We start from the raw sequence: 21,631 nt of genomic DNA, 5'->3' as shown, positions 1-21,631 counted from the left end.
CGGGGATCCCAGAGCGTCATCGCCGCCGTCCCAGGGCCGCGCGGACACCACCGGCCAGCAGCGCCAGCGCGCCGGCCGCCACCGCGCCGACCACCGCGTACTGCGCGCGCACCCGGCGGCGCACCTGCGCGTACGGGGTGGTGGAGAAGGAGACCAGCTCGTACTGGGAGACGTAGCGGCCGGGCAGCGCCCGCTCCAGGGCGTGCTCGACCTGCTTGCGGGTGCGGAACACCGGCGAGGCGACCTTGTCCCGCATCTCCACGAAGTTCGCCAGCGCCATCCGGGCGATCGCCTCCGCGTTGTCCTGGCGGCGGTGCTGGAACAGCGGCAGCGCGGCGGTCCACTCGTCGTCGCACTCGTCCAGGCAGCGGTCCAGCTCGACCACGTCCTCGAACGCGCAGTTCGCGCCCTGGCCGTAGAACGGCACGATGGCGTGCGCGGCGTCGCCGATCAGGCCGACCTTGCCGGCTACCTGCCACGGCGTGCAGCGCACCGTGCCGAGCACACCGACCGGGTTGTGCTGGTAGTCGTCGACCAGGTTCGGCGCGAGCGGGACCAGGTCCGGGTAGTGGGTGGCGAAGAACTGCTCGATCGCGGCCGGGCTGCTCAGCGACGCGAAGCTGCGGGTGCCGTGGGTGGGCCAGAACAGCGTGCAGGTGAAGGAGCGGTCCGGGTTCGGCAGCGCGATCATCATCGAGGTGCCGCGCGGCCAGATGTGCAGCGCGCCCGGGTCGAGCGCGAACTCCCCGCCCAGCGGCGGGATGGTCAGCTCCTTGTAGCCGTAGTCGAGGAAGTCCAGGCTCTCGGTCAGGCCGCCGTACGCGAGCAGCTGCCCGCGCACCGCGGAGCCGGCGCCGTCGGCGCCGAGGACGACCGAGGCGGTGGCGGCGACCTTGCCCTGCGGCGTCTCGAACGTCATCTCGCCGCCGAGCGGGTCGAGGCCGACCAGCCGGTGGTCGAACGCGACGCGCACGTTCGGCAGCGCGGCGGCGGCGTCGAGCAGCGCGTTGTTCAGCGCGCCCCGGCTGATCGAGTTGATCGCCCGGTCCCCGGAGCCGCTGTACGACTGGAACTCCGGCTCGCCCTCGACCGGGTGGATCATGCGGCCGCGCATCGGCAGCGCGTCCGCCATCACCTCGTCCTCCAGGCCGATGCGGCGCAGCGCGTCCAGGCCGCGCTCGGACAGCGCCAGGTTGATCGACCGGCCCCGCTCGACCGTGCCGGTACGCGGGTCGGGCCGCCGCTCGTAGAGGGCCACCGGATAGCCGCGCCGGGCCAGGTAGCAGGCCAGCAGGCAGCCGGCCAGTCCGGCGCCGACCACAGCGATCTCGTCGCGCTCTCTCACGAGCCCTCCTTCTCGAACGTTGCCGCCAGCGCCTCGGCGACCCGCCAGCAGTCGTGGTACGTGGAGTACAGCGGCACCGGCGCGAACCGGACGATGTCCGGCTCCCGGGCGTCGGCGACCACGCCGTGCTCGTGCCGCAGCCGCTTGGTCAGCTCGTTGGCGCTACCGACGCCGATCCGCACCGAGAGCTGGCAACCGCGCCGGGCCGGGTCGCGCGGGGTGACCACGGTGAGCGGCCGGCCGGGCGTCACCTCGTCGAGCAGCTGCTCCAGCCAGGCGGTCAGCCGCAGGCTGCGCTCACGCAGCGCCGGCATGCCGACGGAGTCGAACAGCTCCAGCGAGGTACGCACCGGGCCCATCGCGAAGATCGGCGGGTTGGAGATCTGCCACGCCTCGACGGTGGCCGGGGGCCGGGACACCGGGGTCATCTCGAACCGGGTGGCCGCCTCGGTGCTCCACCAGCCCTCGAAGCGCTGGATGGACGGATCGCCGAGGTGCCGCTCGTGGACGAAGACGCCACCGAGCGCGCCCGGCCCGGAGTTGAGGTACTTGTACGAGCACCAGGCGGCGAAGTCGACGTCCCAGTCGTGCAGCGCCAGCGGCACGTTGCCGGCGGCGTGCGCCAGGTCCCAGCCGACCACCGCGCCCGCCGCGCGGCCGGCGGCGGTGATGGTGGGGATGTCCATCAGCTCGCCGGTCAGGTAGTTCACGCCGCCGAGCATCAGCAGCGCCACCGTGTGGCCCTCGCGGGCCAGGAAGTCCAGCACGTCCTCGGTGCCGAGCGTGTCGGAGCCGGGGCGCGGCTTGAGGCGTACGACAGTGGTGTCCGGGTCCAGGCCGTGGAAGCGGGCCTGGCTGCGCACCGCGTAGCTGTCCGAGGGGAACGCGCTGTCCTCGATGACGATGCGGGTGCGCTCGCCGGCCGGCCGGTAGAAGCTCACCATCAGCAGGTGCAGGTTGACGGTGAGGGAGTTCATCACCACGGTCTCGGCGGGCAGCGCGCCGACCAGGCGGGCGGCCGGTGCGGTCAGCAGCTCGTGGTACGGCAGCCAGGGCCGCTCCGACTCCAGGTGCCCCTCCACGCCCAGGCGCTGCCAGGCGTCCAGGTCGGCGAGCAGCTCGTCCCGGGTGGCCCGGGGCTGAAGGCCGAGCGAGTTGCCCGCCAGGTACGCCGTGTCGGGGTAGCGCCCGCCGTCGGCGGGTGGGATGTGGAACAGGTGCCGGTGGCCGGGATCGGCGGCGTCGCGGCGGAGGGCTTCGTTCTCGGGGGTGTGCATGCTGTTCTCTCTCGTCACATCGCGGTGCGGGCCGACCACAGCTCCGGGAAGACCACCCGGGCCATGCTGCGCTGCAACCATGCCAGTCCGGCGGAACCGCCGCTGCCGACCTTGGCGCCCATGGTGCGCTGCACGGCCTTGACGTGGTTCCAGCGCCAGTCGCCGAACTCCTCGGCGATCTCGGTCAGCGCGTCGCCGAGCAGGCGCAGGTGGTTGTCCGGGCCGTTGTCGCCGTAGATGCGGACCCAGGCCGCCTCGATCGCCGGGTGCGCCTCGTGCTCGGCGTTCACGTCCCGCGACAGCAGCTCGGCCGGCACGTCGAAGCCCTTGCGGGCCAGCAGCGCCACCACCTCGTCCCAGAGGCTCGGCGTGGCCAGCGCGGCGGTCAGCTCGTCGTAGACCTCGGTGTGCCGGCGGAACGGGCGGATCAGCGCCCGGTCGCGCAGGCCGAGCAGGAACTCCAGTTGCCGGTACATCGCGGACTGGAAGCCGGAGCCCTCGCCGAGCCGGTCGCGGAAGCGGTTGAAGTCGGCCGGGCTCATCCAGCGCAGGCCGTGCCACGCGGCGTTGAGGCCCTCCAGGTGCAGGGCGGCGCGGCGCAGCGGGGGCAGCGCCTCCCAGATCCGGTCCTCGCGCAGCTCGCGCTTGGCGTGCCGCAGCTCGTGGCAGGTCAGGCCGAAGTACAGCTCCATGATCTGGCTGACCATCAGGAAGGACATCTCGCCCGGGTCGTCGCTGAGCGGCTCCTGGAGCCGGTGCAGCGTGCTGGCCCGCACGTACGCGTCGTACGGCACGCGGTCGGCGAACTCCAGGGTCGGCTCGCCGCCGTTGCGCGCCGCCCGAGCCGCCCGTTCCTGCGGGGTTACCGGGCGCACCGCCGTCGTCTGTTCCACAGTCATTCTCCGTCCGTGCGCGGGGTAGACGTCATGATCCCGCCGGTGGGCGACCGAATGGAATGCCTGTTCAACGGCGGTATGGTGGTCTCACTTGGCGAACCGAAACCATCTCGCGTCGCCCTCTTTACGGAAGGAAGGTCCGCGCGTGGACGACATGGACTGGGCGCTGCTGCGCGAGCTCCAGGCCGACGCCCGGCTGTCGTACAGCGAGTTGTCCCGCCGGGTCCACCTGTCCCCGCCCGCGGTCGCCGAGCGGGTGCGGCGGCTGGAGGAATCCGGCGTGATCACCGGCTACCACGCCCACGTCGACCTCACCCGGGCCGGGCGCACGGTGCTCGCGCTGATCCGGATGTCCTGCTACGGCGCACGCTGCATCCTCAACGACCCCGACGTCGCGGGCTGGCCGGAGATCATGGAGATCCACCGGATCACCGGGGACGCGTGCAGCATGCTCAAGGTCGCCGCGACGAACATGGGCGAGTTCGAAGAGGTCATCGACCGCCTCGCGCCGTACGGGCAGCCGTCCAGCACGATGGTGCTCTCCACGCCGCTGGCCTGGCACCCGGTGGTCAAGGCGCCTCGTTAGCTTCCCCCACCTCCCGGGAACACAGCCGCCGCTGCCCGTCAGTGGTCCGGCGCACCGTCGCGCCGGGAGGGGGGAACCATGCGAGGGCTCGTGTCACATCGTGCGTTGTCGTCCCTGCTGGGCCTGCTCGGCCTGGTCGCGGCGTTCGTCCTGACCACCGCGCCGCCGGCCCGGGCCGGGGAGAGCGTGTTCATCGAGGTGACGCCGAACAGCGTCCAGGCCGGTTCCCGGGTCAACCTGCGGGCCGGCTGCGACAACAGCAACAACCGCCAGGCGCAGGTCACCTCGGACGCCTTCGGGCGGGTGACGCTGCGGCCGGACAACGGCTTCCTCACCGGCTCGGTCACAGTGCCCGGGAACAAGGCGCCCGGCGACTACCCGGTGAACCTGGACTGCTCCAACGGCAACACCGCCTCGACCATGCTCACCGTGCTCAACATGGCGCAGCCGAGCAAGGGGCCGGCGACCGGCGGCGGTGGCACCGCGGGCAGCCGGGGCACGGGCTCGCTGCTGCTGGTCGGCGGTCTGGTAGCGGTGGCAGTGGTGGCCGGTGTGAGCGCCCGCCGCAAGACCGGCGGCCGCGTCTGACGGGGTGCCGCGATGGCCCGCTCATCACGCCGCCGGGACCGTACCGGCCCGGCGGCGGACCGCACCGGCCGCCGCGCCGCCGCCCGCCGGTCGCGGGGGCGTACCGGACGGCTCCGGGCCGCGCTGCGGCTGACCGCCGGGGCCGCGCGCCGGTTCGCCCACATCGCCGGGCACGCGTTCTCGGCCAGCGTCGCCACGGCGGATCCGCAGTCCCGGCCGGTTCCGGCCCGCGCCGCCCGGACCACCACCCGCCGGTACGCCCCGAGCCGGCACCCGGGTGTCCCGGTGCTCGTGGTGGCGAGCGTGATGGCGCTGATCGTGGCCATGCTCGGCGTGGAACGGGTGACCGGGGTCAGCGTGCTGCCCGACCGGATCGTCGCCGGTCTGCGCCCGCCGCCGAAGAAGTTCCCGGTGCTGCCGGCCAGTCCGCCGACGGACCTGAGCATCGGGAAGCTGGACCTGCGCGCGCCGGTGCACCGGGTCGGCATCGCGCCGGACGGCAGCATCGCGGTGCCGGACGTGGAACGGGCCGGTGAGGTCGGCTGGTACGACCAGGGCCCCACCCCCGGCCAGTACGGCCCGGCGGTGCTCGTCGGCCACGTCGACACCACCACCGGGCCGGCCGTCTTCCACGGGCTGCGGGAACTCGACGACGGCGACCGGATCGAGGTGACCCGCCAGGACCGCTCGGTGGCGGTGTTCGAGGTGACCTCGATCGAGCGGTACGGCAAGGAGAAGCTGCCGGTGGAGGACGTCTACGGCGACTTCAGCCGGCCCGGCCTGCGGCTGATCACCTGCGGCGGGCGCTGGGTCGGCGGCGAGACCGGGTACGCGGACAACCTGGTGGTCTACGCCTCGCTGGTCAAGGCGCGCTGAGCGCCGGTCAGGCCGCCTCGGGCTCGGGCTCGCGCAGGTCGAGCCAGTCCGCCCAGCGCGGGTCGGGGGCGCGGTGCCCGAGCACCCGCCAGGCGGTCCCCTTGGGCGCGGCCGGCAGGTGGTGCAGCCGCCAGCCCAGCTCGGCCGGCGTCTTGTCGCCCTTCGTGTGGTTGCACCGGGCGCAGGCGGCGACCACGTTCTCCCAGGCGTGCCGGCCGCCCCGGCTGCGCGGGAACACGTGGTCGATGGTCTCGGCCGGCCCCCGGCAGTACGCGCACCGCCACCCGTCGCGGGCGAACACGGCCCGCCGGGACAACCCGACATGGGTGCGGTACGGCACCCGGACGTAGCGGGTCAGGCGTACCACAGAGGGCACCGGTAACGCGTTGCGCGCACTGTGCAGGATGCCCTCGCCGTCGGCGACGCAGACCGCCTTGGCGGAGAGGACGAGGATCGCGGCACGACGCACCGACACGACGCACAGGGGCTCGTAGGTGGCGTTGAGAACGAGTGCACCGGAGCCCGCCGTGGGTCGTATGTCAGGCATCGCGCTCACCCTCCCGGTCCAGCCGCTCCCGCCGCCCGCGCGCCGGAACCGCCCGCGAACAGCGCGGAACAGCTCCGACGCCGGCTGGATCACCGACGTCCGTTGCGCCAATAGTCCCTGATCGCGCCCTCGATTGCACGTACTAATCCCGGCTTCCCCCGGGCAGCGGCACTTCGCCGTGGTGGCGATGTCCGCCGCCGCCCGCCCGTGCGGTACGAAAGCACTGTGAACGTCTCCGACCTGATCTCCGCCGTGGTGTCCGCCCTCTCCGACCGGCGCCCGGACTGCCAGGGCAGCAGCTCCTGCGAGTTCCTGTACCGGCTCACCGGCTCCGCCTGGTTCGCCGAGAGCAGCTACTGGATCCTGCTGAAACCGCTGCGGGTCGCGTTGATCCTGATGATCGCGGTGGCCGCCCGGTGGGCGCTGCACCGGACCATCAACCGGCTGGTGCGGACCACCACCGACGGCGCGGTGCCGACCATGCTCCGCCCGCTGCGCGAGCGGATCCCCAGCGCCACGCTGGACCCGAACCAGTTCGTGCCGGAGCGGCGGCGGCAGCGGGCCGAGGCGATCGGGTCGGTGCTGCGCAGCATGGTCACCGCGTTCGTCTTCGGCATCGCGCTGCTGATGGTGCTCAAGGAGTTCAGCTTCGACCTGGCCCCGCTGCTGGCCAGCGCGGGCATCGCCGGCGTGGCGCTCGGCTTCGGCGCGCAGAGCCTGGTCAAGGACCTCATCGCCGGCCTGTTCATGCTGATCGAGGACCAGTACGGCGTCGGCGACACGGTCGACCTGGGCGAGGCGACGGGCGTGGTCGAGGCGGTGGGGTTGCGGGTCACCACCGTCCGGGACGGCCGCGGCGTGCTCTGGTACATCCGCAACGGCGAGATCATCCGGGTCGGGAACAAGAGCCAGGGCTGGGCGCTGGTGGTGGTCGACCTGCCGATCGGGTTCGCCTCCACCGAGGAGGCCACCGCTGTGCTGCGTACCGCGGCGGCGTCGGTGGCGCTGGACCCGGAGCTGGCGCCGAAGATCGTCGAGGAGCCGGAGGTGCTCGGCGTCGAGCAGATCACCGTCGACGGCGCGGTGATCCGTACCGTCGTCAAGACCACCGCGGACGGCCAGTTCGCGGTCGGCCGCGAGCTGCGCCGCCGGCTCGCGGAGGCGCTGGAGAACTCGGGGATCGTCGCGCAGATCGCGGCCGCCCGGCTGTTCCCGGGCCTGCCGGTCCAGCCGCCGGCGCCGCCCGCCACCGAGGGCACGGGGACCGGCGGACCCACCTGAGTCGCCGGACGAGCCGGACAATTTCCGGGGGTCGCGCGCCGCGCGGCCCCTCGGGTATCGTCCGTTCGGTTCAGTCGGAGATGCGACGATCAATCCGTTCGCCCTAGCCAGTTGTCAGACGATCGGGCAGAATCCGGTGCACACGCTCCACCGGGGAGCGTGCTCGTGTCCTCGCTGATCGGTTGATCTGACGACGGTTCCCGGTCGGGCCATCACAAGTGGTCGACCAGGAACGATGGAGGCGACGGTGTCCGACGCGCGACCCGCCCAGGAGAGCCCGGCCACCTTTCGGGACGTCTTCGGCCAGTCGGAGTTCCGCGTCATCTTCGCCGCCAACACCCTCTCCTGGGTGGGTGACTACCTGGCCCGCGCCGCGGTCGCCGTGCTCGTGTTGCGCGAGACCGACTCGGTAGCGCTCTCCGCCGCCGCGTTCGCCGCCAGCTACCTTCCCTGGCTGGTCGGCGGCCCACTGCTCTCCGCGCTCGCCGAGCGGCACCACTACCGGCGGGTCATGGTGGTCTGCGACGTCCTCCGGATGGCGCTGATGGCGCTCGTCGCGATGCCCCGGATGCCGACCTGGTCGATCTTCGCGCTGATCTTCCTGGCCACGCTCGCGAACCCGCCCAGCCAGGCGGCGCGGTCGGCGCTGATGCCGCACATCCTGACCGGGGACCGGCTGGTCGTGGGCCTGTCCGCGTTGACCAGCGCCGGCCAGGCCGCCCAGGTCGTCGGCTACCTGATCGGCGCCACAGTGGCGGCGCTCAACCCGAACATCGCGCTGCTCGTCAACGCCGTCACCTTCGCCGTGTCGGCCGCGCTGGTCCGCTTCGGCATCCGCGAGCGGCCACCGGCGATGGCCGAGGTGCACCGCAGCCACCTGCTGCGGGAGACCGTCCAGGGCTTCCAGATCGTCTTCGACCGGCCGGTGCTGCGCGCCATCGCGGTGCTGGTGTTCAGCGCGATGCTCTTCTCGATCGTCCCCGAGGGGCTGGCCGCGGGCTGGGCCGCCGACCGCGCCGACGGCCGGATGAACACCGGCACCGCCCAAGGGCTGATCATGGCCGCCGTGCCGGTCGGCTACATCCTCGGCGGGCTGACCATCAGCCGGCTCGTCGGCCCGGCCCGGCGGCTGACGCTGATGCGACCGTTGATGATCATCGCGCCGGCGACGCTCGTACCCGCGCTGTTCAACCCGCCACCGACGGTGGTGGCGCTGCTCGCGGCCGGGTGCGGCTTCGCCGTCGCCGGGCTCGTCCCGATCGCCAACGGCCTGTTCGTGCAGGCGCTGCCGGACGGGTTCCGGGCCCGGGCGTTCGGCGTGATGGCCAGCGGCACACAGATCATCCAGGGTGCCGCGGTGCTGGCCACCGGCGCGCTCGCCGAGCGGTTCTCGGTTCCGGCGGTGGTCGGTGCCTGGAGCGCGGCCGGGGTGCTGATCATGACCGGGGCGGCGCTCGCCTGGCCCCGGCCACAGGTGATCAACGAGGCCATCGAGACCGCCCGCGCCGAGTCCTCGGCCGCCACCGGGGTCGCGCACGCGCACCCGCCCGGCCCGGCGCCGGGTGACCGCAACCGCGAACCCGGCCGGCACCGGCACGCGGTGACGTGATCCGCGCCGCCCGGCGGGCGGGCGCGGGTGCCGGGGCGCACCTGGCAGGATGGAAGCGTGACTTCCCCAGGCGAGTCGATGACCCTCTTCGAGGCGATCGGCGGCGAACCGGCCTTCCGCAAGCTGGTGGACGAGTTCTACGCCGGCGTCGCCGACGACCCGCTGCTGCGGCCGATGTACCCGGAGGAGGACCTCGGCCCGGCGGCGGACCGGCTGACCCTGTTCCTCATGCAGTACTGGGGCGGCCCGCACACCTACTCGGAGCAGCGCGGCCACCCGCGGCTGCGGATGCGCCACGCACCGTTCCGGATCGGCGCGGCCGAGCGGGACGCCTGGCTGCACCACATGCGCCGGGCGGTGGACACGCTCGACCTGCCGCCGCAGCTCGCCGCCGCGCTCTGGGACTACCTGGAGCGGGCCGCCTATTTCATGGTGAACGTGATGGAGGACCCGGCCGCGGGCTGAGCCCGGCTCAGAGCAGGGCACCCTCGTCGTGCAGCCAGTCGACGAACGTCACGGCGACCGCGGCGCCGCAGTCGAGCATCTCGACCAGCAGGGCGTCGTGTGCGCCGGCGCCGAGCGGGACCTGCAACTCGGCGTAGATCGGGAGCTGACCGCGTTCGGTCGGGTCGCCGATGTACGCCTTGCAGAAGCGCCGGGTGTGGTTCCACTCGTTCACCACGCGGTAGGCCCGGTCGGCCCAGTCCGGTGGGACCGTCGCGTGCGGGCGGGCCCGCATCACCAGGATCTCGTCCTCCGGACCCTCCAGCGCGACCAGCACCGCGTGCCGCTCCCACATGGCCAGCAGGTTGCCGTCCCCGTCGGCCAGATAGCGCACGTCGAGCAGGTCGAGCGCGTCGCAGACCCGGCTCAGGGTGACCGGCGCGACGGTGGCCGGCATGTCCGCGAGGGCCGGCCGCTCGGGTGGCGCCACGTCGTCGCCCGGAGGGCGGGGGGCCGGCGGCCCGACCCGGATGGTGTCATCCACTGTGGTCCCGCTTCGAGTCTCCGGCTCCCCGCCAACGGCGGGACCAGGGCGCCATGACCACCACGGCATCGCTCGCGCACCTCACTCCCCAGCGGATCCGGACGCCTACGGTGCGTTGGATCCGAGGATGGACGGTACCCGGACAGGCGGCGTGAGGCATCCCCCCAACGACCGCCCCAGGCCGGAAGGACGACATGGGGTCATCCTTTCGGATGACCTACCGTCGGCCTGAGTGCAAGATCGGCAACGGTCCGCGACCAGACCGCCCCGAACGGACCGACGAGCCCGACCCATCGGCCCGCACTGCGCACCTGAACGTCGTCCTCGCCGGTGCCGAGGAAACCCATCCGGACCAGGCCCTGCACCAGCCGCTGCGACACCTCCACCGGGGTGCGTGGCGCCTCGTCCGGGGTCACCACCACGGCGACGTGGTCCAGCAGCGCATCCCGGAGCACCCGCTGCCCGACCGCGCGGCCCGCCACGCCGTGCACGGCGGCCTCGCGCAGCGTCCCGGCCGCCGCCTCCGCGATCCGGCGCACCTCGGCGCCGGGCAGCGCCTCCACGGCCCGGCTCGCGGCCGGTGGAAGCTGCCACCGCCAGCCGTCGTCCCGGCGTACCGGAAGAGACGTCCCCCCGGCGGAGAGTTCGGCAAGCAGTTCCCCCGCCGCCACAGTGACGTCGGCGGGGGCAGTGCCGGGCACGGTACGGACCACGAGCACCCCCCACGGCAGACGCGCCCAGAGGGCGGTACGGCCCGTGTCCGGCACCGGCCGCAGCCGGACCACTGTGGCCGGGTCGAACCGGACCAGCCGGGCCAGGAAGGCCCCGGCGTCGGCCGTCCCGGTCAACCCGTGCCCGGTCATCCGCTCAGCCCCGGCGCGTAGCGGAGCAGGAACGCCCGCTCCTCCGGTGAGATCCGGCGCGGGCGCTGCGCCGTCAGGTCGAACGGCACCAGCAGCGACCGGGCGGTGCCGGCCAGCGTGTCGCCGTCGTACAGCTCGTACGCGACCGAGAAGGAGGCGGCCCGGATCTGGTCCACCCACAGCTCGATCCGCACCGCCGGCGCGGCCTCCGCGCTGGCCCGGCCCAGCGCGTAGTCGACCGGGCGCAGGTAGTCGACCTCGTGCCGGCGGATGACCACACCGTCGGCGAACGAGCCCACCCCCCACGCCCGGCCGCCGGCGAACATCATCGCCACCCGGGCCTCCTCGTAGAGCGTGAGGAAGCGGGCGTTGTTGACGTGGCCGTACGCGTCCAGGTCGGACCAGCGCAACGCGCAGTGGTAGACGAAGCGGTCAGTCACGGGTGAGCTTGCGGTAGGTCACCCGGTGCGGCCGGGCCGCCTCGGCGCCGAGCCGGTCGACCTTGTTCTTCTCGTACGCCTCGAAGTTGCCCTCGAACCAGAACCACTTGGCCGGGTTCTGGTCGTCGCCCTCCCAGGCCAGGATGTGCGTGGCGACCCGGTCCAGGAACATCCGGTCGTGGGAGATCACCACGGCGCAGCCGGGGAACTCCAGCAGCGCGTTCTCCAGGCTGGACAGCGTCTCCACGTCCAGGTCGTTCGTCGGCTCGTCGAGCAGGATCACGTTGCCGCCGATCTTGAGCGTCAGCGCCAGGTTGAGCCGGTTGCGCTCGCCGCCGGAGAGCACCTTCGTCGGCTTCTGCTGATCCGGGCCCTTGAAGCCGAACGCGGCGATGTACGCCCGGGACGGCATCTCGACCTTGCCCACCATGAGGTGGTCCAGCCCGTCGGAGACGACCTCCCAGACGGTCTTGTCGCCGTCCAGGCCCTGCCGGTTCTGGTCGACGTACGACAGCGAGACCGTCTCGCCGACCCGGACCGAGCCGCTTGTCGGCTGCTCCAGCCCGACGATGGTCTTGAACAGCGTGGTCTTGCCGACGCCGTTCGGGCCGATGATGCCGACGATGCCGTTGCGGGGCAGCGAGAACGACAGGTTGTCGATCAGCACCCGGTCACCGAACGCCTTGGTCAGGTTCTGCGCCTCGATGACCGTGTTGCCCAGGCGCGGGCCCGGCGGGATCTGGATCTCCTCGAAGTCCAGCTTCCGGGTCTTCTCCGCCTCGGCGGCCATCTCGTCGTAGCGGTCCAGACGGGCCTTGGACTTGGTCTGCCGCGCCTTGGCGTTCGAGCGGACCCACTCCAGTTCCTCGGAGAGGCGCTTCTTCATCTTGGCGTCGCGGCGGCCCTCGACGGAGAGCCGGGCGGCCTTCTTCTCCAGGTAGGTGGAGTAGTTGCCCTCGTACGGGTAGGCCCGGCCGCGGTCCAGCTCCAGGATCCAGTTGGCCACGTTGTCCAGGAAGTACCGGTCGTGGGTGATCGCCAGGACGGTGCCCGCGTACTTGGCCAGGTGCTGCTCCAGCCACTGCACGCTCTCCGCGTCCAGGTGGTTGGTGGGCTCGTCGAGCAGCAGCAGGTCCGGCGCCTCCAGCAGCAGCTTGCACAGCGCGACCCGGCGGCGCTCACCACCGGAGAGCTGGGTGACGTCGGCGTCCGGCGGCGGGCAGCGCAGCGCGTCCATGGCGAGTTCGAGCTTGGAGTCGATGTCCCACGCGTCGGCGGCGTCCAGCTCCTCCTGGAGCTTGCCCATCTCCTCCATCAGCTCGTCGGAGTAGTCGGTGGCCATCTGCTCGGCGATGGCGTTGAACCGCTCCAGCTTGGCCTTGGTCTCGGCGACCGCCTCCTCGACGTTGCCGAGGACCGTCTTCTCCTCGTTGAGCGGCGGCTCCTGGGCGAGCATGCCGACGGAGTAGCCGGGCATGAGCCGGGCCTCGCCGTTGCTCGGCCGGTCCAGCCCTGCCATGATCTTGAGGAGGCTGGACTTACCGGCGCCGTTCGGACCGACCACCCCGATCTTGACACCCGGCAGGAAGTTCAGCGTCACGTTGTCGAGCACGACCTTGTCGCCGTGCGCCTTGCGCGCCTTGTCCAGGACGTAGATGAACTGGGCCACGGTGCGGGCTACCTCCGTCGGTTGCGATCGCGGGCTTGTCGGGTGCGGGGCGCGGCGCCGATCTGCGCCAGCCGCCGCCGGCCGGGAGCCGGCCGCACGCCGCCGTCAATCCTGACAGGTACGGACCGCCACGCCCACATCACCCCACCCCAGGGGTACGGCGGCGTGCCTCGTTGCAGCCCTCGGTACTACTCATTACCGTCGACAGTATGACCAAGAAGATCGCCATCAGCGTCCCCGACGACGTGGCCGAACGACTGGCCCAGGAGCAGAACGTCTCCGCGTTCGTCACCGAGAGCGTGCGGCAGCGGATGGCGGGAGAGCGCACCCGGCGCGCGCTCCGGCAGGTCGGCTTCCGGCTGTCCGACGGCGGGCTCGCCGACGCGGGCCACGCGCTCGACGAGGCCCAGGCGAAGATCACCCCAGAACTGCGCGCCCGGGCGGCCGAGTTGCTGAGCGAGTCGTCGCGTGGACGGCTGACCCGTGACTGACCCCGGGCTGGTGCTCGACACCGCCTGCCTGCTGGCCTACTCGGACGGCACCGAGGCGGTCGGGGAGCAGATCGCGTCGGTCGCGGACCGGGGACAGACGGTGATCGTGCCGGCGCTGTGTCTTGCCGAGGCGTACCGGCAGGTGGCCGTGGACGGCTGGCGCCTGCTGGACATCCTCGGCGATCTCGACCACGTGGTCGTCACCCCTGTCGCGCACGACATGTGCATGTTCCTCGGCGGCTGGTCACGCACGCTCCTCAGCATGGACCTCGCCCAGGTGGCGCTGGAGGCCGCGCGGGCCGCCACGCCAATCATGAGCGACCGGCGGGAACTGCTCGGTGAGGTGCTGCCCAAGGAGTGGCCGATCATCGACCTCTGAACCGCCGGTGTCGACAAGATCACGCGATGGATTCGGCGGTTCTGGGACGGGTAGGTAACTCCGGCACGGGGGATCAGAAGCCGCAGCTACGCTCAGTACGCTCATCGCGGTGGACCCGTCAGTACCCGGAGGTAGCCGATCGTGACCGTCCGTAGCTCCTTTGTCGTAGTGGCCAACCGCCTGCCGGTCGACGAGGTGAGCACACCCGAGGGGCGGCAGTGGCGGCGCAGCCCCGGCGGGCTGGTCACCGCGCTGCACCCGGTCCTCGCCGAGCACCAGGGCACCTGGGTGGGGTGGGCCGGCGGCACCGGCGCCGCGCCCGAGCCGTTCGACCTGGAGGGCATCCGGCTGCACCCGGTGCCGCTGAGCGCCGAGGAGCTGGAGCGCTACTACGAGGGCCAGTCGAACGCGACGATCTGGCCGCTCTACCACGACGCGGTGGAGACGCCCGCCTACAAGCGGCGCTGGCGCGAGGCGTACCGGCTGGTGAACGCCCGGTTCGCGGAGGCCGCGGCGGACGTGGCCGCCGAGGGCGCCACCGTCTGGGTCCAGGACTACCAGCTCCAGCTCGTGCCGGCGATGCTCCGCGAGCTACGGCCGGACCTGCGGATCGGCTTCTTCCTGCACATCCCGTTCCCGCCGATCGAGCTGTTCATGCAGATGCCGTTCCGCACCGAGATCCTGCGTGGACTGCTCGGCGCGGACCTGGTCGGCTTCCAGCAGCGGCTGGCGGCGCAGAACTTCGTCCGGCTGGCCCGGCACCTGCTCGGCCTGCGCTACGAGGGCCAGATGATCCAGGTCGACGGCCGGCAGGTGAAGGCGGGCGCGTTCCCCATCTCGATCGACACGAAGGAGATGGAGCGGCTGGCCGAGGACCCGGCGATCCAGGCCCGCGCGAAGCAGATCCGCGAGGAGCTGGGCAACCCGAAGACGATCATCCTGGGGGTCGACCGGCTCGACTACACCAAGGGCATCGAACTCCGCCTCAAGGCCTTCCGCGAACTTCTTGCTGACGGAAAGTTGACAGTTCCCGACGCGGTTATGGTGCAGGTCGCCACGCCCAGCCGCGAGCGGGTGGAGCACTACCAGGCACTTCGGGTGAAGGTGGAACGCGAGGTAGGCCGGATCAATGGTGAATTCGGCCGGGTCGGCGTGCCTGCGGTGCATTACCTGCATCAGTCGTACAGTCGCTCCGAACTGGCCGCGATGTACGTCGCGGCCGACGTGATGATGGTGACCCCGCTGCGAGACGGAATGAATCTGGTGGCCAAGGAGTACGTCGCATCGCGCGCCGACCAGGGCGGCGCGCTCGTGCTCAGTGAGTTCGCCGGCGCCGCCACAGAGCTGCGCCAGGCGTTCCTGTGTAATCCGCACGACCCGGACGCGGTGAAGGACGCGTTGCTACGGGCCGTGCACGTCGAGAAACCCGAAGCCCGCCGCCGGATGCGCGTCATGCAGCGCCATCTGCGCAGCCACGACGTGGGCCACTGGGCCAAGTCGTTCCTCAGCGAGCTCGGCGTCCCCGATACGGAGGCTGCGTGACCCCGCCCGCCACCGCCGCCGCCCACGGCGGCGTGCTGGATCCCGAGCTGCGCGCCGCCATCGGCCGCATCGCCCGGGTCCCGCAACTCCTGGTCGCCTGCGACTACGACGGCACGTTGGCGCCGATCGTCGAGGATCCCAGCAAGGCCGTGCCGCTGCCCGAGTCGGTGGCGGCCGTACGCGCGCTCGCCGCGCTGCCGCAGACGAGCGTCGCCGTCGTCTCCGGTCGCGCCCTGCGCGACCTGGCCACACTCTCCCGGCTGCCGAGCGAGGTGCACCTGGTCGGCAGCCACGGCTCGGAGTTCGACATCGGCTTCGTCGAGCGGCTCAGCCCCGAGCTGATCGCGGCCCGGCACCGGCTCCGCGAGGCGCTGCGCGAGATCGCCGCCGAGCACCCGGGCATCCGCCTGGAGCGCAAGCCGGCGAGCGTGGCGGTGCACACCCGCGGCGTCGACCCGCACGTCGCCGCCCGGGCCGTCGAGGCGGTCCGCAGTGGCCCCGCGACCTGGGAGGGCGTGACTGTCACCCAGGGCAAGGAGGTCATCGAGCTGTCGGTGGTGGTCACGAACAAGGGCACCGCCGTCGACCAGCTCCGCACCCAGCTCGCCGCGAGCGCGGTCCTGTTCATCGGCGACGACGTCACCGACGAGAACGCGTTCGGCAACCTGACCGGCCCGGACGTCGGCATCAAGATCGGTCCCGGGGAGACCCGCGCCGACTACCGGGTGTCCGAGCCGATCGAGGCGGCCCGCGCGCTGGGTCTGCTGCTGGAGACACGGCGGCACTGGCTGTTCGGCGAGCGGGCGGTGCCGATCGAGCGGCACTCGATGCTCGCCAACGGCCGTACCGTCGCGCTGGTCACGCCGGAAGCCAAGATCACCTGGCTGTGCCACCCGAAGCCCGACTCGGCGGCGATCTTCGCCGACCTGGTCGGCGGCAGCCCGGCCGGGCACTTCACTGTCGGTCCGGAGCGCGGCGGCATCCCGCTGGGGCAGCGCTACCGCAGCAACACGATGACTGTCGAGACCCGCTGGTCCGGCCTCACCGTGACCGACTGGCTCGACCTGCCGGCGCGGGAGACCACGCCGGACGACCCGGCCGTGGTCAGCGGCGACTCGACACTCGTCCGGGTGCTCACCGGCACCGGGCGGGCCCGGATCGAGTTCGCGCCGCGTCCCGAGTTCGGTCAGGTGGCGGTGCAGCTCCAGCCGCTCGACGACGGGCTGCTGGTGCTCGGCTCCAACGAGCCGGTCGCGCTGCACTCCCCCGGCGTCGAGTGGGAGGTCACGAGCGACGCCGGGTACGAGACCGCGAAGGCGGTGGTCGACCTGTCGGCGGCCGGCGGCCAGGTTGTGCTGGAGCTGCGCTTCGGCACGCAGAGCCTGGAACCGCACCGGCTGCCGGTGCACGAGCGGCAGGCCGCCGCCGAGCAGCCCTGGAAGGACTGGGTGGCCTCGCTGCGACTGCCGGCCACCGCCCGGGACCTGGTCGCCCGCAGCGCGCTGACGCTGCGCGGGCTCTGCCACGAGCCGACCGGCTCGATCCTCGCCGCGGCCACCACGTCGCTGCCGGAGGAGCTGGGCGGTGTCCGCAACTGGGACTACCGCTACTGCTGGCTGCGGGATGCCGCGATGACCGCACGGGCGCTTGTCGACCTCGGCTCGACCGAGGAGGCCGAAGGGCTGCTGCGCTGGATCGACGGCGTGGTCGAGCGCACCGGCGGGCACCCGGAGCGGCTGCACCCGCTCTACACCGTGGACGGCTTCGAGCTGGGCGCCGAGGCGGTCATCGACACGCTGCCCGGCTACGCCGGCTCCCGGCCGGTACGCGTCGGCAACCTCGCCAACCACCAGCTCCAGCTCGACGTCTTCGGCCCGGTCGCGGACCTGATCGCGGCGGTGGCCGACGCCCGGGGCTCGATCCGCGAGGACGAGTGGCGGGTGCTGGAGAACATGGTCGAGGCGGTACGCCGCCGCTGGCACGAGCCCGACCACGGCATCTGGGAGGCCCGCCTCCCCCCACGGCACCACGTCTTCTCCAAGGTCATGCTCTGGATGACTGTGGACCGGGCGCTGCACGTCGTGCGGCAGCACGGCGGCGAGGACCGGCCGGAGTGGGTCGAGCTGCGCGACCGGATCGCCGCGAACGTGCTGGAGCACGGCTGGCACCCGGAGGCCGAGGCGTACAGCGTCGCCTACGGCTACGAGGAGATGGACGCCTCGTCGCTGTGGATCGGCATCTCCGGGCTGCTCGCCGGCGACGACCCGCGCTTCCTCTCCACCGTGCTCAAGATCGAGGCGGAGTTGCGCAGCGGTCCGGTCGTCTACCGGTACCACTGGGACGACGGCCTGCCCGGCCGGGAGGGCGGCTTCCACATCTGCACGTCGTGGCTGATCGAGGCGTACCTGCGCACCGGCCGCCGCAGCGATGCCGAGGAGCTGTTCACCCAGATGGTCGACACGGCCGGGCCGACCGGGCTGCTCCCGGAGCAGTACGACCCGCTGGCCGAGCGCGGGCTGGGCAACCACCCGCAGGCGTACAGCCACCTCGGCCTGGTCCGCTGCGCCCTGCTGCTGGACAACATGCTCAAGCAGTGACCTGACCGAAGCACCGGGGACGGCGGCGGGAGACCAACGGTCCCCCGCCGCCGTCCCCGTTCCACCCCACCTCGGCCGCCGGGCCCACCCCGGCCCGGCGATCTTGCACTTGCTGCCCCGGCGAAAGGGGTATAGCGGGCACCAGGCGGGCACCAAGTGCAAGATCGGCGCCATCGGGCGGGGCGGGTTCGGGCGAGAGCGCGCGGGTCGGGCGAGGGAGCGCGGGCGGGGTCAGGCGGGGGCGTCGGGGGTCAGGGCGTGGACGACGTCGCCCAGCACCACGATCGCGGGTGGGCGCAGGGCGGCGGCCTCGACGTCGGCGGCGACAGTGGCGAGCGTGGAGCGCAGCGTGCGCTGGCCCGCTGTGGTGCCCTCCTGGATCACCGCGGCGGGAGTCTGCGCCGGTTTGCCGTGCGCGATGAGTGTGGCACTGATCGCGGCGAGGTTCTTCAGGCCCATCAGGATCACCAGCGTGCCGCGCAGCCCGGCCAGGGCGTCCCAGCGCACAAGCGACGCGGGCGCGTCGGGGGCGAGGTGCCCGGAGACCACCGTGAACTCGTGCGCCACGCCCCGGTGGGTCACCGGCACGCCGGCCACCTCGGGCACCGCGATGGCGCTCGTCACGCCGGGCACCACTGTCACCGGTACGCCCGCCTCGGCGCAGGCGAGCAGTTCCTCGCCGCCACGCCCGAAGACGTACGGGTCGCCGCCCTTGAGCCGTACCACCACCTTGCCGGCCCGGGCCCGGTCGACCAGGATCCGGTTGATCTCCTCCTGGGCACGCGACGGCCCGTACGGGATCTTGGAGGCGTCGACCAGCTCGACGTCCGGCCGCAGTTCGTCCAGGAGCAGGCCGGGCACGAGCCGGTCGGCGACGACCACCTCGGCCTCGGTGAGCAGCCGCCACCCCTTCACGGTGATCAGCTCCGGGTCGCCCGGCCCGGCGCCGACCAGCGCGACGCGGCCGCCGGTGTTAACAGGGGTCCCTTCCTCTACCGCAGGCGTTAACGGGGGGCCCTTCCTTGCGAGCAACTCGCGGACGGCGTCGCGGACGGCCATCGCTCGGCGGGGGTCGCCGCCGCCGAGGACCGCCACGGTGACCGGGCCGTGCCGGGTCACCGCAGGGGTCCACGCGCTCGCCGCCGACCTGTCGTCGGCGCGGACGCAGAAGATCCGCCGCTCGGCCGCCGCGGCGCTGACCGACGCGGCGGCGGCCCGGTCGTCCACCGCCACCTGGACCAGCCACGCGCCGTCCAGGTCGCCGGGGACGAACCGGCGCGGCTCCCAGTGCAGCCGCCCGGCGTCGACGTGCGCGCGCAGCGCCGGGGTCAGCTCGGGCGACACCAGCAGCACGTCCGCGCCGGCGTCGAGCAGCGCCGGCACCCGCCGGGTGGCGACCGCTCCCCCGCCCACGACGACCACGCGCCGCCCGTCCAGCCGCAACCCCAGGGGGTACGGGCTGGGCGGCGTCGGCCCTGTCACTTCTCCGCCACCCCGGCGGAGTCGAACGTGGCGACCTCGTGCAGGACCCGGACCGCGCCGGTGACCACCGGCAGGGCGAGCAGCGCCCCGGTGCCCTCGCCGAGCCGCAGCCCCAGGTCGATCAGCGGCTCCAGCCCGAGGTGCCGCAGCGCCGCCGTGGCGCCCGGCTCGGCGCTGCGGTGCCCGGCGACCATGGCGCCCACGGCGTCCGGCGCGAACGCGGCGGCGGCGAGCGCGGCGCTGACCGCGATCACGCCGTCGAGCAGCACCGGCACCCGCCGGGCGGCGGCGCCGAGGATCAGGCCGGCCAGCGCGGCGTGCTCCAGCCCGCCGACCGCCGCGAGCACGCCCAGCGGGTCGGCCGGGTCGGGCTCGTGCCGGGCCAGCGCGGCCCGCACCACCGCCACCTTGCGGGCGTACGTCTCGTCGTCGACCCCGGTGCCCCGGCCGGTGGCCGCCTCCGCGTCCACGCCGGAGAACGCGGCGATGAGCGTGGCCGACGGGGTGGTGTTGCCGATGCCCATGTCGCCCGTGAGCAGGATGCCCGCCCCGGCGTCGATCAGCTCACCGGCGACCCGGATGCCGGTCTCGACAGCCGCGCGGGCCTCGTCAGGGGTCAGCGCGGCGGTGACCGTCATGTCCCGGGTGCCGGGGCGGATGTTCGCCGGCACCAGGCGCGGCCCGGCCGGGTCGGCGGACTCGGCGCCGGGGATCGGGGTGGCCACGCCGACGTCCACCACCGTGACCGAGGCGCCGGCCTGGCGGGCGAACGCGTTGACCACCGCGCCGCCGGCCAGGAAGTTGGCGATCATCTGGGCGGTGACCTCCTGCGGCCACGGGGTCACGCCCTGGGCGTGCACGCCGTGGTCACCCGCGAAGATCGCCACCGCGGCGGGCTCGGGCAGCGGCGGCGGGCAGGCGCCGGCCAGCCCGGCGAGGCGTACCGAGAGCGGTTCCAGGGCGCCGAGCGAGCCGGCGGGCTTGGTCAGCCGCCCCTGCAACTCGCGGGCCGCCGCCATGGCGGCCTCGTCCAGCGGCCGGATCGCCGCGACTGTGGGCTCCAGCATCATGCCTCCAGGATCCGTGCCAGCGTCTCGATGAACGCGTCTGTGGTGCCCCGGTCGCGTACGGCGATCCGGAGCCAGTCCGGGCCGAGCCCGGGGAAGGTGTCGCCCCGGCGTACCGCCCAGCCGTGAGCGCGCAGCCGCTCGCGTACCTCGGCGGCGCCGGCCGTGTGGATCAGCACGAAGGCGGCGGCGGGGCGGCCCGCCACGCGTACCCCCGGCAGGCCGGACAGGCGGGCCACCAGGTGGTCGCGGTCGGCGGCGAGTTCGGCGGCGATGGCGCGTTCGGCCGCGACGGCGGCCGGCGCGGCGCAGGCGGTGGCGGCGGCGAGCGCCGGGGTGGAGACCGCCCAGAGCGGCTGCGCGGCGGCGAACCGGGCCAGCAGCGCGGCGTCGCCGAGCAGGTAGCCGATCCGCAGCCCGGCCAGGCCCCAGGTCTTGGTGAGGCTGCGCACCACCACGAGGCCGGGCAGGTCGCGGCGGCCGGCGAGCGATTCGGGCTCGCCGTCGACTCCGGGTGCGGCAGTGGTGTCGGCGAACGCCTCGTCGACCACGAGCACCCGGCCGGGGCGGGCCAGCGCGGCGATCGCGCCCGCCGGGTGCAGTACCGAGGTCGGGTTCGTCGGGTTGCCGATCATGACCAGGTCGGCGTCGTCCGGGACGCGGGCCGGGTCCAGGCGGAAGCCGTCGGCCGGGTCGAGCAGCACCCGGTCCACCCGGTGCCCGGCGGCCCGCAGCGCGGCCTCCGGCTCGGTGAACTGCGGGTGCACCACCACCGGGTGGCGGACGCCGGAGAGCGCGCGGGCGATCAGGACGAAGCCCTCGGCGGCCCCGGCGGTGAGGAGTACCTCCTCCGGGGGTCGCCCGTGCCGGTGAGCGACGGCGGCGCGGGCGGGCGCCGGGTCCGGGTACGCGGCCAGGCCGCCCAGGGCCGCGGTGATCGGGTCGGCCAGCCAGTCCGGCATCGGGGCGCGGCGCACGTTCACCGCGAGGTCCACCAGGCCGTCGGTGGCCTCGGCGTCCCCGTGGTGGCCCAGGTCGGGCTCGTCGAGCGCGGCGGCGCTCCCGGTCGGTGGTGCGGGCATGTCCGCGATCCTGCCGGGTAGCCGCC

The 21,631-nt window shown here is 73.1% G+C and carries 21 protein-coding genes; 10 read left to right on the top strand and 11 right to left on the bottom strand.

Annotated features, from left to right (window positions below):
- Nucleotides 1-16: 16 nt before the first annotated feature.
- The 3 genes from AB0D28_RS15880 to AB0D28_RS15870 are packed head-to-tail and all read right to left on the bottom strand — an operon-like array spanning nt 17 to nt 3,521.
- The gene (locus AB0D28_RS15880; RefSeq protein ID WP_357386307.1) at nt 17-1,345 is read right to left on the bottom strand and encodes an NAD(P)/FAD-dependent oxidoreductase; all 1,329 of its coding nucleotides are present in this window, start codon (nt 1,343-1,345) and stop codon (nt 17-19) included.
- The gene (gene kynU / locus AB0D28_RS15875) at nt 1,342-2,622 is read right to left on the bottom strand and encodes a kynureninase (RefSeq protein ID WP_357386305.1); all 1,281 of its coding nucleotides are present in this window, start codon (nt 2,620-2,622) and stop codon (nt 1,342-1,344) included. The genes AB0D28_RS15880 and kynU overlap by 4 nt, the downstream gene beginning before the upstream one ends.
- A gap of 14 nt (nt 2,623-2,636) precedes the next feature.
- Nucleotides 2,637-3,521 (bottom strand): tryptophan 2,3-dioxygenase family protein, encoded by an 885-nt coding sequence (locus AB0D28_RS15870; RefSeq protein ID WP_357386303.1) that lies wholly within the window; start codon nt 3,519-3,521, stop codon nt 2,637-2,639.
- 142 nt (nt 3,522-3,663) lie between these two features.
- Here AB0D28_RS15870 and AB0D28_RS15865 point away from each other — a divergent pair, with 142 nt between their 5' ends.
- The 3 genes from AB0D28_RS15865 (at nt 3,664) to AB0D28_RS15855 (ending at nt 5,568) form a co-directional block, all read left to right on the top strand.
- Nucleotides 3,664-4,104 carry an Lrp/AsnC family transcriptional regulator gene (locus tag AB0D28_RS15865; protein WP_091423095.1) on the top strand — a complete coding sequence of 147 codons (441 nt, stop codon included), beginning with the start codon at nt 3,664-3,666 and terminating at the stop codon, nt 4,102-4,104.
- Nucleotides 4,105-4,182: 78 nt separating this feature from the next.
- Nucleotides 4,183-4,692, top strand: a complete 510-nt coding sequence (locus AB0D28_RS15860; RefSeq protein ID WP_357386301.1) for a hypothetical protein — start codon at nt 4,183-4,185, stop codon at nt 4,690-4,692.
- Between the two features lie 12 nt (nt 4,693-4,704).
- Nucleotides 4,705-5,568, top strand: a complete 864-nt coding sequence (locus AB0D28_RS15855; protein WP_357386300.1) for a class F sortase — start codon at nt 4,705-4,707, stop codon at nt 5,566-5,568.
- A 7-nt stretch (nt 5,569-5,575) separates the two neighbouring features.
- On the opposite strand, the gene AB0D28_RS15850 is transcribed toward AB0D28_RS15855, so the two are convergent.
- On the bottom strand, nt 5,576-6,115 hold the full coding sequence (locus AB0D28_RS15850; RefSeq protein WP_357386298.1) for an HNH endonuclease: 540 nt from the start codon (nt 6,113-6,115) through the stop codon (nt 5,576-5,578).
- A gap of 207 nt (nt 6,116-6,322) precedes the next feature.
- Between AB0D28_RS15850 and AB0D28_RS15845 the strand changes: the two genes are divergently transcribed.
- The 3 genes from AB0D28_RS15845 (at nt 6,323) to AB0D28_RS15835 (ending at nt 9,470) form a co-directional block, all read left to right on the top strand.
- Nucleotides 6,323-7,396, top strand: a complete 1,074-nt coding sequence (locus AB0D28_RS15845; RefSeq protein WP_357386296.1) for a mechanosensitive ion channel family protein — start codon at nt 6,323-6,325, stop codon at nt 7,394-7,396.
- A 235-nt stretch (nt 7,397-7,631) separates the two neighbouring features.
- Nucleotides 7,632-9,005, top strand: a complete 1,374-nt coding sequence (locus AB0D28_RS15840; protein ID WP_357386294.1) for an MFS transporter — start codon at nt 7,632-7,634, stop codon at nt 9,003-9,005.
- 78 nt (nt 9,006-9,083) lie between these two features.
- Nucleotides 9,084-9,470: a globin gene (locus AB0D28_RS15835; RefSeq protein ID WP_357386382.1), complete on the top strand. Its 387-nt coding sequence runs from the start codon at nt 9,084-9,086 to the stop codon at nt 9,468-9,470.
- Nucleotides 9,471-9,477: 7 nt separating this feature from the next.
- Here AB0D28_RS15835 and AB0D28_RS15830 read toward each other — a convergent pair whose 3' ends face one another.
- The 4 genes from AB0D28_RS15830 to ettA form a co-directional block, all read right to left on the bottom strand.
- On the bottom strand, nt 9,478-10,062 hold the full coding sequence (locus tag AB0D28_RS15830; protein ID WP_357386292.1) for a YbjN domain-containing protein: 585 nt from the start codon (nt 10,060-10,062) through the stop codon (nt 9,478-9,480).
- A 131-nt stretch (nt 10,063-10,193) separates the two neighbouring features.
- Nucleotides 10,194-10,856, bottom strand: coding sequence for a hypothetical protein (locus AB0D28_RS15825; protein WP_357386290.1), 663 nt, complete (start codon nt 10,854-10,856; stop codon nt 10,194-10,196).
- Nucleotides 10,853-11,296 carry a thioesterase family protein gene (locus AB0D28_RS15820; RefSeq protein WP_357386288.1) on the bottom strand — a complete coding sequence of 148 codons (444 nt, stop codon included), beginning with the start codon at nt 11,294-11,296 and terminating at the stop codon, nt 10,853-10,855. Before AB0D28_RS15820 ends, AB0D28_RS15825 begins: the two co-directional genes overlap by 4 nt.
- Entirely contained in the window at nt 11,289-12,965 is a 1,677-nt protein-coding gene (gene ettA, locus AB0D28_RS15815) for an energy-dependent translational throttle protein EttA (protein ID WP_357386286.1), read from the bottom strand. Before ettA ends, AB0D28_RS15820 begins: the two co-directional genes overlap by 8 nt.
- 209 nt (nt 12,966-13,174) lie before the next feature.
- Between ettA and AB0D28_RS15810 the strand changes: the two genes are divergently transcribed.
- The 4 genes from AB0D28_RS15810 (at nt 13,175) to otsB (ending at nt 17,974) form a co-directional block, all read left to right on the top strand.
- A complete protein-coding gene (locus tag AB0D28_RS15810; protein WP_052165697.1) occupies nt 13,175-13,456 on the top strand; it encodes a hypothetical protein in 282 nt (93 codons plus the stop codon).
- Nucleotides 13,449-13,835 (top strand): hypothetical protein, encoded by a 387-nt coding sequence (locus AB0D28_RS15805; RefSeq protein ID WP_357386284.1) that lies wholly within the window; start codon nt 13,449-13,451, stop codon nt 13,833-13,835. Before AB0D28_RS15810 ends, AB0D28_RS15805 begins: the two co-directional genes overlap by 8 nt.
- A 141-nt stretch (nt 13,836-13,976) precedes the next feature.
- Nucleotides 13,977-15,377 carry a trehalose-6-phosphate synthase gene (locus AB0D28_RS15800; RefSeq protein ID WP_013288079.1) on the top strand — a complete coding sequence of 467 codons (1,401 nt, stop codon included), beginning with the start codon at nt 13,977-13,979 and terminating at the stop codon, nt 15,375-15,377.
- On the top strand, nt 15,374-17,974 hold the full coding sequence (gene otsB / locus AB0D28_RS15795) for a trehalose-phosphatase (RefSeq protein ID WP_357386281.1): 2,601 nt from the start codon (nt 15,374-15,376) through the stop codon (nt 17,972-17,974). Before AB0D28_RS15800 ends, otsB begins: the two co-directional genes overlap by 4 nt.
- Before the next feature lie 231 nt (nt 17,975-18,205).
- Here otsB and cobA read toward each other — a convergent pair whose 3' ends face one another.
- Genes cobA through cobC form a run of 3 tightly spaced genes read right to left on the bottom strand, consistent with a single transcriptional unit; the run spans nt 18,206 to nt 21,605 of the window.
- Entirely contained in the window at nt 18,206-19,456 is a 1,251-nt protein-coding gene (gene cobA, locus AB0D28_RS15790; protein WP_357386279.1) for a uroporphyrinogen-III C-methyltransferase, read from the bottom strand.
- Nucleotides 19,453-20,523, bottom strand: coding sequence for a nicotinate-nucleotide--dimethylbenzimidazole phosphoribosyltransferase (gene cobT / locus AB0D28_RS15785; protein ID WP_357386380.1), 1,071 nt, complete (start codon nt 20,521-20,523; stop codon nt 19,453-19,455). Before cobT ends, cobA begins: the two co-directional genes overlap by 4 nt.
- Nucleotides 20,523-21,605 (bottom strand): Rv2231c family pyridoxal phosphate-dependent protein CobC, encoded by a 1,083-nt coding sequence (cobC, locus tag AB0D28_RS15780; protein ID WP_357386277.1) that lies wholly within the window; start codon nt 21,603-21,605, stop codon nt 20,523-20,525. Before cobC ends, cobT begins: the two co-directional genes overlap by 1 nt.
- Nucleotides 21,606-21,631: the final 26 nt, after the last annotated feature.

The sequence above is a fragment of the Micromonospora sp. NPDC048169 genome, from assembly GCF_040652815.1.
Lineage (GTDB): Bacteria > Actinomycetota > Actinomycetes > Mycobacteriales > Micromonosporaceae > Micromonospora.
This window is presented reverse-complemented; position numbering and strand designations above follow the sequence as displayed.